The organism is Archangium violaceum (assembly GCF_016859125.1).
GTDB lineage: Bacteria > Myxococcota > Myxococcia > Myxococcales > Myxococcaceae > Archangium > Archangium violaceum_A.
On the sequence record NZ_CP069338.1, the window covers coordinates 5,799,909 to 5,813,905 of the forward strand.

At 67.6% G+C, this 13,997-nt stretch carries 15 protein-coding genes and 1 pseudogene; 7 read left to right on the top strand and 9 right to left on the bottom strand.

Going from position 1 to position 13,997, the window contains the following annotated elements:
- Nucleotides 1–185: 185 nt before the first annotated feature.
- The 3 genes from JQX13_RS24885 to JQX13_RS24895 form a co-directional block, all read right to left on the bottom strand.
- Nucleotides 186–341, bottom strand: coding sequence for a hypothetical protein (locus tag JQX13_RS24885; protein WP_203411403.1), 156 nt, complete (start codon nt 339–341; stop codon nt 186–188).
- A gap of 620 nt (nt 342–961) precedes the next feature.
- Nucleotides 962–1,168 carry an ATP-dependent helicase HrpA gene (locus tag JQX13_RS24890; RefSeq protein WP_203411404.1) on the bottom strand — a complete coding sequence of 69 codons (207 nt, stop codon included), beginning with the start codon at nt 1,166–1,168 and terminating at the stop codon, nt 962–964.
- Nucleotides 1,169–1,289: 121 nt separating this feature from the next.
- Nucleotides 1,290–1,856 (bottom strand): DUF4157 domain-containing protein, encoded by a 567-nt coding sequence (locus JQX13_RS24895; RefSeq protein ID WP_203411405.1) that lies wholly within the window; start codon nt 1,854–1,856, stop codon nt 1,290–1,292.
- 1,073 nt (nt 1,857–2,929) lie between these two features.
- Between JQX13_RS24895 and JQX13_RS24900 the strand changes: the two genes are divergently transcribed.
- From JQX13_RS24900 to JQX13_RS54415, 3 genes are read left to right on the top strand one after another with little or no spacing between them, the layout of a single operon-like run.
- Nucleotides 2,930–3,715, top strand: a complete 786-nt coding sequence (locus JQX13_RS24900) for a hypothetical protein (RefSeq protein WP_203411406.1) — start codon at nt 2,930–2,932, stop codon at nt 3,713–3,715.
- Nucleotides 3,716–3,718: 3 nt separating this feature from the next.
- Complete coding sequence (locus tag JQX13_RS24905) at nt 3,719–4,348, top strand: ankyrin repeat domain-containing protein (protein ID WP_203411407.1); 630 nt, start codon at nt 3,719–3,721, stop codon at nt 4,346–4,348.
- A gap of 1 nt (nt 4,349) precedes the next feature.
- The gene (locus tag JQX13_RS54415; RefSeq protein ID WP_239015127.1) at nt 4,350–4,472 is read left to right on the top strand and encodes a DUF5953 family protein; all 123 of its coding nucleotides are present in this window, start codon (nt 4,350–4,352) and stop codon (nt 4,470–4,472) included.
- A gap of 81 nt (nt 4,473–4,553) precedes the next feature.
- On the opposite strand, the gene JQX13_RS54420 is transcribed toward JQX13_RS54415, so the two are convergent.
- Nucleotides 4,554–4,910 carry a transposase gene (locus tag JQX13_RS54420; protein ID WP_343211153.1) on the bottom strand — a complete coding sequence of 119 codons (357 nt, stop codon included), beginning with the start codon at nt 4,908–4,910 and terminating at the stop codon, nt 4,554–4,556.
- A 102-nt stretch (nt 4,911–5,012) separates the two neighbouring features.
- Nucleotides 5,013–5,348 (bottom strand): hypothetical protein, encoded by a 336-nt coding sequence (locus JQX13_RS54425; RefSeq protein ID WP_239015129.1) that lies wholly within the window; start codon nt 5,346–5,348, stop codon nt 5,013–5,015.
- Between the two features lie 970 nt (nt 5,349–6,318).
- Between JQX13_RS54425 and JQX13_RS24915 the strand changes: the two genes are divergently transcribed.
- Nucleotides 6,319–9,996 carry a TIM-barrel domain-containing protein gene (locus JQX13_RS24915; RefSeq protein WP_203411408.1) on the top strand — a complete coding sequence of 1,226 codons (3,678 nt, stop codon included), beginning with the start codon at nt 6,319–6,321 and terminating at the stop codon, nt 9,994–9,996.
- 631 nt (nt 9,997–10,627) lie between these two features.
- On the opposite strand, the gene JQX13_RS24925 is transcribed toward JQX13_RS24915, so the two are convergent.
- Both JQX13_RS24925 and JQX13_RS24930 read right to left on the bottom strand, forming a co-directional pair.
- A complete protein-coding gene (locus JQX13_RS24925; RefSeq protein WP_203411410.1) occupies nt 10,628–11,305 on the bottom strand; it encodes a glutathione S-transferase family protein in 678 nt (225 codons plus the stop codon).
- 102 nt (nt 11,306–11,407) lie between these two features.
- The gene (locus tag JQX13_RS24930; RefSeq protein ID WP_239015130.1) at nt 11,408–11,632 is read right to left on the bottom strand and encodes a zinc-binding dehydrogenase; all 225 of its coding nucleotides are present in this window, start codon (nt 11,630–11,632) and stop codon (nt 11,408–11,410) included.
- Between JQX13_RS24930 and JQX13_RS24935 the strand changes: the two genes are divergently transcribed.
- The gene (locus tag JQX13_RS24935) at nt 11,631–11,894 is read left to right on the top strand and encodes a LysR substrate-binding domain-containing protein (RefSeq protein ID WP_239015132.1); all 264 of its coding nucleotides are present in this window, start codon (nt 11,631–11,633) and stop codon (nt 11,892–11,894) included. The genes JQX13_RS24930 and JQX13_RS24935 overlap by 2 nt on opposite strands.
- Nucleotides 11,895–11,897: 3 nt before the next feature.
- Here the strand turns inward: JQX13_RS24935 and JQX13_RS24940 are convergent, their stop codons facing one another.
- Nucleotides 11,898–12,170 carry a hypothetical protein gene (locus tag JQX13_RS24940; RefSeq protein WP_203411413.1) on the bottom strand — a complete coding sequence of 91 codons (273 nt, stop codon included), beginning with the start codon at nt 12,168–12,170 and terminating at the stop codon, nt 11,898–11,900.
- A 235-nt stretch (nt 12,171–12,405) separates the two neighbouring features.
- Between JQX13_RS24940 and JQX13_RS56465 the strand changes: the two genes are divergently transcribed.
- Nucleotides 12,406–13,101, top strand: coding sequence for a transposase (locus JQX13_RS56465; protein ID WP_430384193.1), 696 nt, complete (start codon nt 12,406–12,408; stop codon nt 13,099–13,101).
- Between the two features lie 128 nt (nt 13,102–13,229).
- On the opposite strand, the gene JQX13_RS24950 is transcribed toward JQX13_RS56465, so the two are convergent.
- A complete protein-coding gene (locus tag JQX13_RS24950) occupies nt 13,230–13,598 on the bottom strand; it encodes a carboxymuconolactone decarboxylase family protein (protein ID WP_239015134.1) in 369 nt (122 codons plus the stop codon).
- Nucleotides 13,599–13,778: 180 nt separating this feature from the next.
- On the opposite strand from JQX13_RS24950, the pseudogene JQX13_RS56470 reads away from it, so the two are divergent.
- A pseudogene (locus tag JQX13_RS56470) lies at nt 13,779–13,947 on the top strand (IS30 family transposase); the annotation flags it as partial.
- Nucleotides 13,948–13,997: the final 50 nt, after the last annotated feature.

The window sequence follows — 13,997 nt, forward strand, 5'->3', positions numbered from 1 at the left end:
GTGCGGCGCGAAGAGAACAAGGCTGCTGCGAATGCTGACCGTGTACTCGTCTGGTTGTAAGTGCTTGTAGGAAGACGGGTTCCCCTGCAAGTGGCGGCTGGTGCATGGGAGTCAACGAGGTTCTTGAGTCTTGAATCAGGGCGTTGCGGACCCCGGTCAGTGTGTCCACTACGGAGGCGGCCGTGTTACTTCGGTGGGGCGTCCGCGATGTACGCGCGGCCCGCGTCGGCGAGTTCCCCGGGAGAATCTCCCAGGAGCATGTCATCCGCTGCCTGCAGCAACTCGAGCGGAGGGGTGTATCCAGTGGAGGGAGGAGGGGTGCTGCTGGGCAGAACGGACATGGTGCGCTCCAGGGTGGACTGCGAGGTGACACCCCCGAGAAGGGGCGTGGAGTGCGCCGTTTTGCTCCTTTCTGCACCCCCTCCCGGGCGGAGGCTCGGGCGTGATTTCGGGCAGTTAGAGGCCGGGGTAGGGCCCTCCACCCCGATTTTTCGGGGGGTCGTCCGACAGTTTCCGTCCAAAGCTTCGGTGGGGGAGCGTGGGGTAGCCGCGAGCACGAGATTGCACCGCGCCAAGCAATCGTCCGCTGGGCCGCACTCGCGGTTTTGGGGGACTCAAATAACGGTAGGGCTCTGTGGGCGGGAGTGCTGCATGTGTGTTGTGCGCACACCGACGCTCCCATGCGACCGCTGCAGTAAGCAGGAACCCAAGAGCAACCTCGTCGTCGTCCCGCTCGATTGGAAGATTGGGACGCACTCGACACGTGTCGAAGTAGCCCTGTGACGTATAGGAAGGACTGGGGGTAGAGGGAGGGAGCAGAGCGGGAGGTGAGGGCCGCAGACGGGTAGCCCATGAAGCGCACGCCGGGCCGGCGCAGAACCGATTCATCTCCAGGGGACACACGCCTGCCTGGCCCAGGCCACCATCCCTGGCGGTGCGGGGCACCGGCCCCTGCAGTGGCTCAGCACCACGTGCTTTGGGGTGGCCCCTGAGCCGGGGCCAGCTTCGCAGGGCGCGTGGGCAGTCCCAGGTGCTCCAGAATGGAGAGCACCCCGCTGGGTGCTGTCACGTACGCCAACACCTGGCGCCAGCCTCCACACCCGGCAGAGGCGAAGACGTCCAAAACGAACGTCCGGCGCAGCAGCCCGGCCCAATCCAGTCGCGGCATGCGCTCCTTCTTCGCTTCCGCCTTCGCCGCTGCCTCGGGCGGTGCGCTCGCCTCTTTTTCTTTCGGCTCTGCCTCCGTCAGGGGCTGTGAGGGCCCTCCTCCAGCTTGGCACGCTTCTCCTCTAATAGACGGTGTCGATCGCCACCATCATCCGGGGCGCGTCCACTCCCGCGCTTTCGACGAGACGCATGAACGTGGAGAGCATCTCGGCGCTATAGGTTTCCAACCGGATGAGCATCGCCTGCATGGACATCCCGTTCAGCTCGCGCAGGGTCACTTGATAGGTGACATCCGCGATGCTCCCGGTGATCTGGGGTGGAGGCGTCGAGGCCCAGCGCGCAAGGCGCCCACTCGTGTCGGCTGTCAGCCGGATTGGCTGTCCTTCACGCATCGCGCGCACGGCCGCGTCCGCCTCACGCTCAATGGAGTCCCCAGGTGAAGTGGGCGCCAGCCCCGCAACTCGAGGAGGTACCCCTTTCTGCTGCACCACATGCGCGAGCTCGTGCGTGAGCACCTCTCGTCTTGAGGGGGTCCCCGGAGCGAAGCGGCTCTCGCCCAGGACGATGTGATGCCCCCAGGTGTACGCGAAGGCACCGAGCTCGTGCGCCGACTGGGCCGCGGCCTCATCGTGATGAACGCGGACCCGGCTGAAGTCGTGATGGAACCGGGCCTCGAATGGGGCGCGCACCTCAGGCTCCAGAGGCCTCCCTTCCGACCCGAGCACCTGGCGGGTGTGCTTGCCGAGAACCTCGGGACTGGACCCTCGGGCGTTCCCGGTGCGCGCAGGGCCGGGCCCAGATGAAATGGGTGGGTTCGGGAGCGGCTTCCGATCGAACATGGTTCAGGTCCCATCCTGCGTGAGGTTCTCGGTGGCCGCGAGTCGGGGCCGGGGTGGTGGTGGGGAGGGTGGCGTCACCCCTGCGGCAGGATCGGGTGACGGATGAGCAGGGGTTTGCTTGAGCGCCGTGCGGCGCGTACTGCCCGCCCTCGAAGACGATGTTCTCCCCCTTCGTATATGCAAGTGCCTGGACCACGCGCGGACTCGGCCGCCCGGGCATCCGTGTGCACTCGCACCGTCGATGCCGATCCCGACGGGATTCGAACCCGTGGGCAGGGCGATAGAAAAACCTAAGCAGGACGCGCAGTTACCCGCTATCGCCTTGATTTCCCTCGGGTTCGTCATCCCTCCCCATCCCACGCCGTTCCCCCGTGTGCAGCCTCTAACCCTGCTGGAGGGGCACACTGAGGGCACATGCGCCCCACCTCCCCGTCTGCTGCCCACCCCACCGGGCGGTGTGCTACTGGCGGGGTGCAGCTTGCTCCCTGGTGCCTGGTGCCTGGGTCCTGCCCGCTGGCACCACTACCGCCCTGGGAGCCCTCCACAGGCCCGAGCTGCGGCTGACGTGTGCCGCTCCCCCCGCGTGCTCGTCCCTTGCTGTCGGTGCGCGCCGTCATACTCCGAATGGCCCCGCCAGGACCCGATAGGTCCTGACTCGATTGGCGGACGTAGCCATGCGTTTCCGAGCGTGCATCGCAGTTCTGATCTTTCTCTCAGCCTGCGCTAGCGCGCCTACCCCGCAGTCGATGCCGCGGCCCCACGCCTTCGCGTCGACTCTCACTTCGGGCCCGCGCATCCGGCTCGTTTCCGCGCCGATGGAGCCGACACCGGATCGGTCGTGGATTGGAAAGGCGGACCTGGACAAGGCCAGGGCACTGCTGTCTCGGGCACGCAAAGACATCGAGCCGCGTCAGTGGGAACAGTTGGACCGCAAGCTCACCGCAGCGGAACGGGCCTTCGAGCGCTTCTCCCGAGCCGCGAAAGCGAGCGGGCAGGCCGCCGAGGTGGTGAGGGGGGCGGAGGGCGTCGCGCAGGCGGGACGCGCCAGGACGTTGGCTGAATTCCTCCCCCGGGTGGGCCCGTTGCTCGTGGGCCTCGTCCTGCTCTACCCCTTCAGCACCGTCGGGTCGGAGATCGACCGTCGCCCGGAGTGGGTCGACTCTCAGCGGGAGTACGAGGCGCGGCTGCTGGACGTAGCGGAGGAGTCGCGGCGGCTCATAGAGGAATTTGAGCGTCAGGAAGCAGAGGAGGTCGTGCCGGACGTTGATTCGGACCCGGTTGCGGCGGTCGCGGCTCCCACCCATTGGCGGAAAAAGACCAATCCGGCGACGGGTAGGAACTACACCAGCGTGGAGGAGTACGACCGGGTCCCCCGCCACGCGGATCAGACCTGCAAGAACAGCCGGCTCGACGAGCTTCAGGAGGAGAAGGATCTGCTCAACCGGTCAGTCCCACCCCTCGCTCCGAAGTCGCCCGGATCATGGAACGATAAGAAGATGGCCAAGGTGCCGTGCTCTAGGATCCGGCAGCGTCTTGAAGCTCAGAAAAAGCTCCTGGAGAAGCGGTGGCAGATTCAGAAAGAATGCTTTGGAGGCAAGCCCGACCCGAGCCATGAGAACGCAATCACCGAAGTAGAGAAGGCCTTCGCGAATACCAGGAAGCTTGAAGACCAGAATTGCGCCCCTGGTCATCCGATGGCGGAGCTATGAGCTATGTCGAAAGAACTCTTCGCAGCGATCGAACAGCACGATGCGTCCCGGGTCAAGGCGCTGCTGGCCGGTGGTGCCGATCCGAACGAGCCGCAGGCGCAGTGGCCAGGTTTGCGTCCGCTGCATGTGGCCATCAACGAACTCGCAGAGAGAGGCGGGCTCGACGTGCTCATGGCGCTCCTTGAGCACGGCGCGGACGTCAACGCATGGAACGTCGGGCGGGACGTGACCCCCTTGTTGGTGGCGGTCTTCGAAGGCCAGCAGGCGGCAGTCGAAGCGCTCCTGAAGGCGGGAGCTGATCCCAACGTGCGTAGCAGCGAAGGGGACACGCCGCTGCGGGCGTGCGCGGGCGTGGGCGATCTGGGCATCGCCTCTCTCCTCCTGGGCGCGGGGGCCGCTAGGACGATCAACGAATGGGGCGGGCAGGCCGGATACACTGCGCTCGGGCTTGCGGCATCGCGGCTGGACATCCCGATGATGAGGCTGCTTCTCGACGCGGGCGCCGATCCAGAGGCCCCGGACGAGGACGACCGGCCCGCCCGCGACCGCCTACCGCCGCGCGGTGCATCCGATTCCCAAATATGGGACGCCGCGTTCGAACTGCTCCAGGGAGCGCAGGGCCGCAACCCGTAGAATGTGGGGCGCGCACCTCCGGCTCACCGATGCGCCGCTCGATCTCGACAACCCCGCCCACCTGGACGCGCTTAAACGGGCCTACGAGCGCTTCCCTGAGATCGGCGGGCGAGCCACCCCTTGAGACTCGGCGCGGCTCGCAGTGGCCATGCTCAAGGTTCCGCCTTCGGGCTCACCGTCGTGGTCGAGGCTATCGAGCCGCGCTTCAACGTGGTCGTTCGTAGCGTGCGGTAGATCTTTCGGCGCTGCCTCCGTCAGGGGGAGCAGAAATGGCCTTACGTTTCGTGCCTGGAGGGAAGACGCCATGAAACCTCGAGAGGTGCGCCCGAGGTGGAGGCACCAGGGATGCCACGCGCCGTAAGAGTTCCAGCCCGGTGAAGAAGAGGTGTGTAGTGCCGTCCGGCAGAGGGCGCTTCATCCGGTAAGCGATGTGGCCGTCCTCGGCTCGGGACAACCGCTCCAGCGCCAGCGCGCCACGCGCCCCGTAACGGCACAGCCGCTCCAGGCCCTGCCTGTCGTTGGCATGCAGGTGCGTATTGGCGTGCAGGGAGAAGCCCTCCAGGAAGGCGCATCGGGGCTGCTTTCGGGGAGGGGGGCCGCACGTCCACCTACAGTTCCAGCCCGGTGAAGAGCAGGTGCGTGGTGCCGTCCGGCAGCGGGCGCTTCATGCGCCAGGCGATGCGGCCTTCCTGCGCTCGTGACAAACGCTCCAGCGCCCTCCTACCTGCCTACCCCGCGGGCCCTGCCGCTGTGCCCTCCGACGCCGCAGGGCAAACACCGCGAGCAGGAAGACGGTGAGGACGTCCGAGAGCAGTCCCACGTCCTTGGGCAGCACCCACCGGACCCGGTGCGGAAAGGACAGCGTCCTCTGCCGGAAGGGCACGTGCGGCAGCACCCGCTGCACCAGGTGCACCAGGTGCACCGCTGTCACCTGCGCGCGCTTCGCGTTGCAGGACGTGCACACGCCGTGGGCGCCGTGTCGTACGGCCCGAACATCCACCCCGGCAGGACCTCCATCACCTCCATGGGACGCAGCTGCGGCGCGAGCGCGTCCTGGCCGAACCGGACTCTTGCAGGGAGGAGGGGGCAGGGCCAGCAAGGCCGTGGGCTGCGCCGGTGTAGGGGTCAGAGCACTCCGTGGGGCACACGGCGGCCCTGGCCACCCTTGCTCGAGGAGAGCGGCGGGGAGTTGTTGGTGGTAGGTGCGCCATCCGCCCCGGACGTGGATGTTCCACGCCGCGGGGCGACACGTAGAGTGCACATTCCAGGACGATGGGCGGGAACAACACAGCGGGGCCGTGAAAGGAATCACAGCCCCAGGCCGGCTCATCTCCGCTCGTTCCAGACGCGCGTCCCGGGCACCTCATCTCTCCTTCTGTGAAGCGGCCCCCCGAAGCAGGCACCTCGCCCTGTTGCACTTTCAACAACAGACATCCCTCCCCAAGTACCTTCCTTCGGCCCCTCGTCGCCGCTACCTGGTGCGGCCCGCTGAAACGCTATACGCCCCTGCTCAACCGGCTGTAGCACCCGATGCTGGCGGCAATGACGGCCACCGCGGAGAGCAGCCTCCCAAGGCGGTGCTGAGTGAGCCACAAACGCCACTGCATCCCTCCGCCCCCTCCTGATTCTATCTGCAGTCCTCGCGAACCTACCTCTCTCATAAAAATATTATTTCGGAGGTGTTCATGTAAGCAGTTTATTCTTGGATGCCTCCGGAAGAACTGCCACCCTGCTCTGAGGAAGCGCGCACCGGAGGCTCGCGCACGTTCGAGCCCTGAGGAAAGCACCGGTGCGAGCTGTCTCGGCCAGGCCCTCGTGAAGGGAAGGAAGCTCGAACGATGAGCAGGACTCTTTCGAAGCAAAGTCGCGCTGTACTCAGTGGACTCGTCGCGGCGACGTGGCTCTGTCAGTGGACGGCGGCCATGACCGCGTACAGGGCCACATCGGCTCGACAACAGAGAGGTCGTCGTATGACGGTGCTCAGGAGAGGAGCGGGCCGCGCGCGTACATTCGCGCTGCTCGCAGCGATCGCGTCAGCCTCGGCGGCTTGCACCGCGCCCGCGACGCCCCCGGACGCCCCACAGCCCCCGGCCACCACGACGACTGTCACCTCGGGCAATGCCCGCTTCGAGGTGCTCAGCCCCACACTCATCCGCACGGAGTACGCGGGTGACGCCCGCTTCCTCGACGCCCCGACCTTCAACGCCATCGGGCGGGACGGCTTCAGCAAGACGAGCTTCACGACGCGTACCGAGGACGGCTGGCTCGTCATCGACACCGGCGCGCTGACGCTGCGCTACGAGGTGGGCTCCGGCCAGTTCACCGGCGAGAACCTCGTCATCAGGCTGAAGGCCGGCGCGCAGGACGTCGAGGCGCGCCCCTGGGCGAGCCGGGTCATCCCGACTTGCGCGCTCGGCGTGCTCTGCGAGGCAGAGGGCCTCGTGCTCGAAGGCATCAGCGAGGCGCGCGACCACACCGGCTTCACCGGCACCGGCTTCGCCGCGGGCTTCGAAGGGACCGGGACCCGCGTCACCTTCCAGGTCGCGCCCGAGGCGGGCGGCTCCTACGTCCTGGACCTGCGCTACGCGAACGGACTTGGCGACCCTCGCACGCTCACGCTCACGGTCGACGGCGGGTCGGCGCGCCAGTTCACGCTGCCGCGCACCGGCAATTGGGACTCCTGGGGCCACATGTCACTGCCCCTCGACCTGACTGCCGGGCCGCACGTGGTTGCCCTGACGCGCACCAGGTCCGACACGGGCCAGCTCAACATCGACAGCCTCGCGCTGCTCAAGCCCGGCGACGCGTACCCGCAGTCGCCGAGGACCTGCGGTTTCGGCGAGCTCTGCGAGGCCGAGGACCTCGCGCTCAACGGCCGGATGCACCTGGCGACCGACCACCGCGACTACACCGGCAATGGGTTCGCCGCGGGCTTCGAGGGCGTGGGTGACTCGATTGGCTTCGGCATCGACGCACCCGCCGCCGGCGACTACGAGCTGACCGCCCGCTACGCCAACGGCTTCGCGTCGCAGGCCGGCGTGACGCTGACGGTCAAGGGCGGTTCGAGCACCCCCGTACCCATGCCGTCCACGGGCAGCTGGGACACCTGGAAGCCCGTCACCGTGCCGGTGCGCCTCGCGGCCGGCACCAACCACGTCACGCTCGTGCGGCAGGCGACCGACACCGGCAACGTCAACATCGACAGCCTGGCCATCGGCCCGGCAGGCACGGGCCTTCCCGCGCCTGCCAGCACGGCGGGTGAGGACTGCGGCTTCGGCAGCATCTGTGAGGCGGAGTCCGCGGGCCTGTCCGGCGGCGCGACGACCGCCAAGGACCACAACGGCTACAGCGGCAAGGGGTTCGCGGCTGGGCTCGACGTCGCCGGCTCGCGGATGACCGTGCGCGCGGTCGACGTTCCGGCGGCTGGCACGTACTCGCTGCAGCTGCGCTACGCCCGCGGGCTGAAGACGCCGGGCGCGGTGACCGTGCAGGCTGGTACGGGCGCGGCCTCCACCCTCACGCTGCCGCCCACGAGCGACTGGAGCAGCTGGCGGACGGTGCGTATGGACGTCACCCTCCCCGGCGGCACCAGCGACGTGCGCCTGAGCTGCCCGCAGGCCGGCGGGTGCGCGATCAACGTCGACACCGTGGCGCTGACGAAGACCGACGCGCCGCTGCTCGCGCCGCACGCCGCGCTCGGCGGCTACCGGCGTGGCCTCGACGCCTTCGACGGCAACAACGGCAGCCCGATCCTCAACCCGGGGCTTCTCTACCAGGACGGCTGGTCGCTTCTGGACGACACCGCCTCGGCGGAGTACGACCCGGCGTCGCGGAAGCTCACTCCCCGCGCCGCGCACCCTGGCGGCTACCAGGACGGCTACGTCTTCGGCTACGGCCAGGACTACCAACGGGCCCTCGGCGACCTCGCGAAGCTCACGGGTCCGTCGAAGCTGCTGCCGCGCTGGGCGTACGGCGTCTGGTTCTCCGAGTACCTCGACCGCACCGCGGCCGACTTCCAGGAGGACCTGCTCCCGACGTTCCGCAAGGAGGGCGTGCCCCTCGACGTCCTCGTCGTCGACACCGACTTCAAGGCCGGCAACGACTGGAACGGCTGGGAGATCGACACCAGCAAGTTCCCCGACCCCAAGGGGTTCTTCGAATGGGCGCGCTCGCAGGGCCTGCACACGACCCTGAACATCCATCCCAGCATCCTGCCGACCGACCCGCAGTTCGCGGCCGCGCAGGCGACCGCGAAGGGCAAGCTCACCAGGCACACCGGCGGCTGCTCGGGCGGTGCCTCCGAGTGCTACACCTTCGACTTCGGCGATCCTGACCAGTTGAAGGCGTTCTTCGGCTTGCACGACACGATGAAGCAGCAGGGCCCCGACTTCTGGTGGCTCGACTGGTGCTGCGACGCCAGCGAGGCCAACATCGACGGCGTCACCGGCGACGCGTGGATCAACCAGCAGTACACCGACTACACGAACTCCAGCATCGGCCGCGGCTTCGCGTTCTCCCGCGCGTTCGGCTCGCTGCAGGCGGGCGGCTACAGCAACCCGACCGCGGTGCCGACCGGGCCGTGGGCGGACAAGCGCACGACGCTGCCCTTCACCGGTGACACCACCTCGACGTGGGGGACCCTCGCGGCCGAGGTCGGCTTCACCTCCGGCGAGGGCGCTGCCACCGGCCTGTCGGCGATCAGCCACGACATCGGCGGGCACAACGGCGGCCTGTGGGGCATCCCCGGCTCGGACGTCGTCGACGGCCAGCGCACGGACAAGCTGCCCGACGACCTGTACGCCCGCTGGGTCCAGTTCGGCACCTTCCAGCCCATCGACCGCCTGCACAGCAATCACGGCGACCGGCTGCCCTGGCAGTACCCGGGCGCCGCGGGCGAGTCGGCGAAGAAGTTCCTCAACCTGCGCGAGGCGCTCGTGCCGTACACCTACACGCTCGCGCGTGAGGCGGAGGCGACCGGTGTCCCGGTTGTGCGGCCGACGTACCTCGCGTACCCGACCGAGCAGGACGCGTACGCGACGGCCGGCGGCGAGTACCTGTACGGCTCGGACGTGCTCGTCGCGCCGGTGACCACGCCCGGGAACACCGCCACGACCACGGTGTGGTTCCCGCCGGGCAGCTCGTGGACCGACTGGTTCACCGGCAAGACGTACGCGGGCGGCACGACCCAGGGCATCACCACCGGGCTGGACACCATGCCGGTGTTCGTCAAGTCCGGCGGGATCGTGCCCACGCGCAGCGAGGACGTCACCAACGACGTCCAGAACCCGCTGGACGCGGTCACGCTCACGGTGGCGGCGGGCGCGAATGGGCACGCCAGCCTCTTCGAGGACGACGGCACGACCTCCGACCGCAAGCAGAGCACCAGCACGGACATCCGCTACACCGAGGGCGACCACCGCGCGGCGCTCCGTGTCGACGGCCCTGTCGGGTCGTTCGCCGGGCAGGTGCAGAAGCGCGCGTGGACCGTGCGGTTCGTGGGTGCGCAGGAGCCGGAGTCGGTGACCATCGACGGCAAGGCGGCGCCGGCCGGCAGCTGGACCTGGGACGCCGCGAGCCGCGTCCTGACGGTCAAGGTGGCCGAGCGTCCGACGAGCCAGGGTGTGGACGTGGCCTACCGGTACAGGTAGGACGCGTTCGCCCCGGGTCAGCCCCTGACCCGGTGACCAACAGCCCCCCGGTCCCCGGTGCGATCCCCCAAGCAGGTGCGGAGGAGGCGAACGAGGCGCTTCGGCTCGGCGCTGCAAGTGACGCCTCACTTCCACTCGCTGGTGCCGGACGGCGTCTTCGTGCCGCGGGGGGGGGCGGCGTGCGCTTCGAGGCGTTGCCCCCGCCCACGTCGAGATGACCACCGGGGGCCTGGGCGCGGCGCTGCTCTGGCCCTTCACCCAGGCCCGCTACTTCCTTCCGCCGCGCCCCATCCCCGTGGCCCCCATCGGCGCGGGAATGCTCTCCGCCCGGGGCCTCTACGTGGTGGGAGTGGAGCGGGGGCTGTCGAGCCTTTCTCCCGGATGTCACATTTCCGAGCCTCCCCACTCCACCGGAGGTCATGCCCAAGTCCCCATTGGTGGAACTGGAGCCGCTCCACCAGGTGTGCTGGCTGGGGCTCCTCTCCAGCCTCTTTCTGCGCCCCGGAGGGTGGCGGATGCCCGGATGTCATGTGTGAATAGTTAAGCGGCGGGGCGCGCAGCCCTTTCGCCCATGAGCGGGCCGTGTCTGGAAGAACCAGACACGGCCCGTGGCATTTCGAAGCAGGCCGCCTCAGCTCACGGTTTTCCCCTGCGCGATGGCAACCACGGCAGGCGGATACTCGGGCGCTGCTGCGCTGGGCCGGAGGGAGAAGCGGCGGTACCAGGAGCTCAGCCGCTCGCAGTGGGGAGGAATCGTCTTCCCATACAACCCTTCGGCGAACTGCAGCAGCGACATCAACATGCAGTCGGCAATCGTAGGCCGATCCCCCGTGAGGAACTCGGCGTCCCGGCTCAACTTGTCGATGAGCGAGAGCTGAGCGACGTAGGCCTGCCATGCAATTTCGGCGGCCTCGGCGCTCTGTACCTCCTTGCCCGCGAAGAGTGGGTTGCCTTTGTGGCAGTACGTGCCGAAATGGACGTTCGCCTCGTTGATCAGACTGACCAGCTCCCGGGTGAAGGCGCGCTCCTCGGCCGTCTTCCCCAACAGAGACGGTTCTGGGAAACGATCCTCCAGGTACTCGAGGATCGCCGTCGACTGCCGGATGAGCGTGCCGTCCTCGGTTTCCAGAATGGGTACGGTCCCCGCTGGGTTGCGAGCCCGGACCTCGCGCCATTCGTTGCTCCATCCGTTTATGTCTGTCGTGTCCGCGCGAACGGAGATGCGCTCGATGCCGGTCAGCCCCTTCTCCAGGAGATAGATGCTCACCCGTCGCGGATAGACACCGTAGCTCAGATCATAGAACTTCATGGGGCGCCCCATGGGGCGTGTCTTGTTTTCGCTCATGGGTGCATAGATACGAGCAGGTCCCCTTGCCCGGGAGAGCAAATCCTTTGCTCGAATCGGCGTATCTCATGGGAGGGCGATGACCACCTTTCCAAATTGAGCCCCGCTGGAGAGGTATTCGAACGCGGCTCTCGCCTCGTTGAACGGAAAGATACGGTCCACCACCGGCCGAGCCCCGTACTCGGCGAGCGCTCGCCCGAGCGATTCCAGGTCGTCGCGGCTTCCCGTCGATATCGCCTGAAGTCGCACCCCCTTCTGCAACGCTCGCCTGAGATCAAACCGCACCGTCATGCTCTCCAAGAAGCCCACCCGGATTGTGGTGCGCACCAGTGCCACCACCCTCCTCATGACCGCCTGTGCCGAAGGCCATGGGCTCGCCATGGTGCCAGAGTTGCTCGCCGCGCATGAGCCACGCCTGGTGCCCGTCCTTCTACGCGCCGCCGGGCTTCCTACGGGAGAGCTATGGGCCGTCACCCACCCGGACCTGCGCCACAACGCTCGTGTCAACGCAGTGCTCGCGTGGCTGGTGCGGGTGCTCGCGCCGTCTCGCTAACCCTCACCACGACAGCGCGGACAGCAGCTCGAAGCTCCCGCCGCACGCCGGACAGCTCCCTGTCCCCTCCAGCTGCCGCAACCACTCCGCCACCTGGTGGTGCCCCACATGCGTGGCCAAGGCTCGCAGGGAAGCCACATCGACGTGATGCAGCAGGGAGGGCATCCAGGGAGGAGCACTCGATGAGGCAGGAACCACGGGCGTCTTCTTCGCGTGTGGAGGAGGGGTGGGCTCCTCGGTGGTCAACTGGAAGGCCGGCGTCTCCACGAGGATCAAGAGGTGCGTCTCGCAATGCGGACAGAGGCACTCAAGCTCTCGTCGTCAGGCTGCACCCGGAGTCGCGTGAGGAGCTCCGGGATGTCACTCGCGGCTCCATAGGCGTGCTGCAACACCGACCACTCAGGAGAATCCAGGGAGATCATACGGCACCGACGTATAGGAAGGACCGGAGCCCTGTAGGGGGTAGAGGGAGGGAGCAGAGCGGGAGGTGAGGGACGCAGACGGGTAGCCCATGAACCGCACGCCGGGCCGGCGCAGAACCGATTCATCTCCAGGGGACACACGCCTGCCTGGCCCAGGCCACCATCCCTGGAGGTGCGGGGCACCGGAGGAGGACTGCAGTGGTGCTGGGAGCAGCAGCCCCTGCAGTGGCTCAGCACCACGTGCTTGGGGGTGGCCCCTGAGCCGGGGCCAGCGTCGCAGGGCGCGTGGGCAGTCCCAGGTGCTCCAGAATGGAGAGCACCCCGCTGGGTGCTGTCACGTACGCCAACACCCGGCGCCAGCCTCCACACCCGGCAGAGGCGAAGACGTCCAAAACGAACGTCCGGCGCAGCAGCCCGGCCCAATCCAGTCGCGGCATGCGCTCCTTCTTCGCTTCCGCCTTCGCCGCTGCCTCGGGCGGTGCGCTCGCCTCTTTTTCTTTCGGCTCTGCCTCCGTCAGGGGGAACTAATTCATGAACAGGCCCTAACCGATGCGGAGTGGAGCCGAATCCAGCCGCTGCTAGGAGTGAGGTCCGGTCCGCCCTCGAAGCGGGGAGACCGAGACTTCATCAACGCCGTCATCTGGCGGGTGAGGACGGGCGTGCAGTGGCGGGACTTACCGGAGCGGTTCGGCAACTGGAAGACGGTGCGGTTGCCACCCGCTACGACAAGACGGCACGCTGCTTCCTCGCCGCCCTCCACGTCGCTTCCATGCTTCTGTGGCTGAAATAATCAGGGACAGCCCCTAGTCTCCCGCGGGCCCCGTGCGTCTCGGCCCCTCCCCGCACCCCACCGGGGCAATGCAGGAGTTGAAGCGCTCGGCTTAATCCTTTCACGCGTCATCTACGTTGACACTCACCGATACCCCAGAACCTCCCGCTCCAGCGGAGTGAACACGTCCGACTCCCGCCACCGCGGGATCTCCCGCGCCTTGGCCACGTCCAATCCACGGTTGTGGGCCATGAAGTAGTTGAAGTCCAGGCACCACGAGCAGCCCACCAGGGACGCGACCGCCATGTGCGCGTACGACTTCAGGCTTTCGTCGCACCGGTCCCACTTCTGCAGCTTCTGCCCGAAGCCCATGCTGGCTTTGAGCACCGGCAGGTGGTGCCACATCACGCCGAGCGACTCCGGGACCTGGCCGAACGTCCTTCCGGCGAACTTCTTCACCATCGCACCGTAGAGCCCGGTGATCTCCTTCGGGGGGATTCTGGTCGAGGTCATGTCTTCTCCTGGTGTCTGTATCGGGTTCCGCCGACCTGGAGACACCGGGCGCCTGCGGGATGTGACATCCGGGCCGGAGATTCTCGTCACCCGCGGCCGACGCTGGGTTCCGCGACTCCGACCTCCGCCCACCAGTAAGGAGGACACCCCACCGATTGAGCACGACCGAGAGGGTCTCCGCGGCTCCGGCGCTTCGTCGCGCAGAAGCTTCAGGAGGACGGGTCCCCTGAGCAGATCTCCGGAGCACTACAAGGGCGCCATCTCGATTCTGGCGCGGCCACCGGAGGTGGAGGACCGGGCGGCGCCCGGCCATCGGGATGGCGACCTGCTGTCCGGAGTCTCATCGAGCGCGGGGGGCGAGCTCGAGCAGGAAGAGGTCGACCCGGAGCACTACAGCCC

Excerpts from the sequence above, each read along its gene's own strand:
- JQX13_RS24885 (WP_203411403.1), bottom strand. The coding sequence starts at position 341 with ATGTCCGTTCTGCCCAGCAGCACCCCTCCTCCCTCCACTGGATACACC.
- JQX13_RS24890 (WP_203411404.1), bottom strand. The coding sequence starts at position 1,168 with ATGCCGCGACTGGATTGGGCCGGGCTGCTGCGCCGGACGTTCGTTTTG.
- JQX13_RS24905 (WP_203411407.1), top strand. The coding sequence starts at position 3,719 with ATGTCGAAAGAACTCTTCGCAGCGATCGAACAGCACGATGCGTCCCGG.
- JQX13_RS54415 (WP_239015127.1), top strand. The coding sequence starts at position 4,350 with ATGTGGGGCGCGCACCTCCGGCTCACCGATGCGCCGCTCGATCTCGAC.
- JQX13_RS24915 (WP_203411408.1), top strand. The coding sequence starts at position 6,319 with ATGACGGTGCTCAGGAGAGGAGCGGGCCGCGCGCGTACATTCGCGCTG.
- JQX13_RS24925 (WP_203411410.1), bottom strand. The coding sequence starts at position 11,305 with ATGAAGTTCTATGATCTGAGCTACGGTGTCTATCCGCGACGGGTGAGC.
- JQX13_RS24935 (WP_239015132.1), top strand. The coding sequence starts at position 11,631 with ATGCTCTCCAAGAAGCCCACCCGGATTGTGGTGCGCACCAGTGCCACC.
- JQX13_RS24930 (WP_239015130.1), bottom strand. The coding sequence starts at position 11,632 with ATGACGGTGCGGTTTGATCTCAGGCGAGCGTTGCAGAAGGGGGTGCGA.
- JQX13_RS56465 (WP_430384193.1), top strand. The coding sequence starts at position 12,406 with ATGAACCGCACGCCGGGCCGGCGCAGAACCGATTCATCTCCAGGGGAC.
- JQX13_RS24950 (WP_239015134.1), bottom strand. The coding sequence starts at position 13,598 with ATGACCTCGACCAGAATCCCCCCGAAGGAGATCACCGGGCTCTACGGT.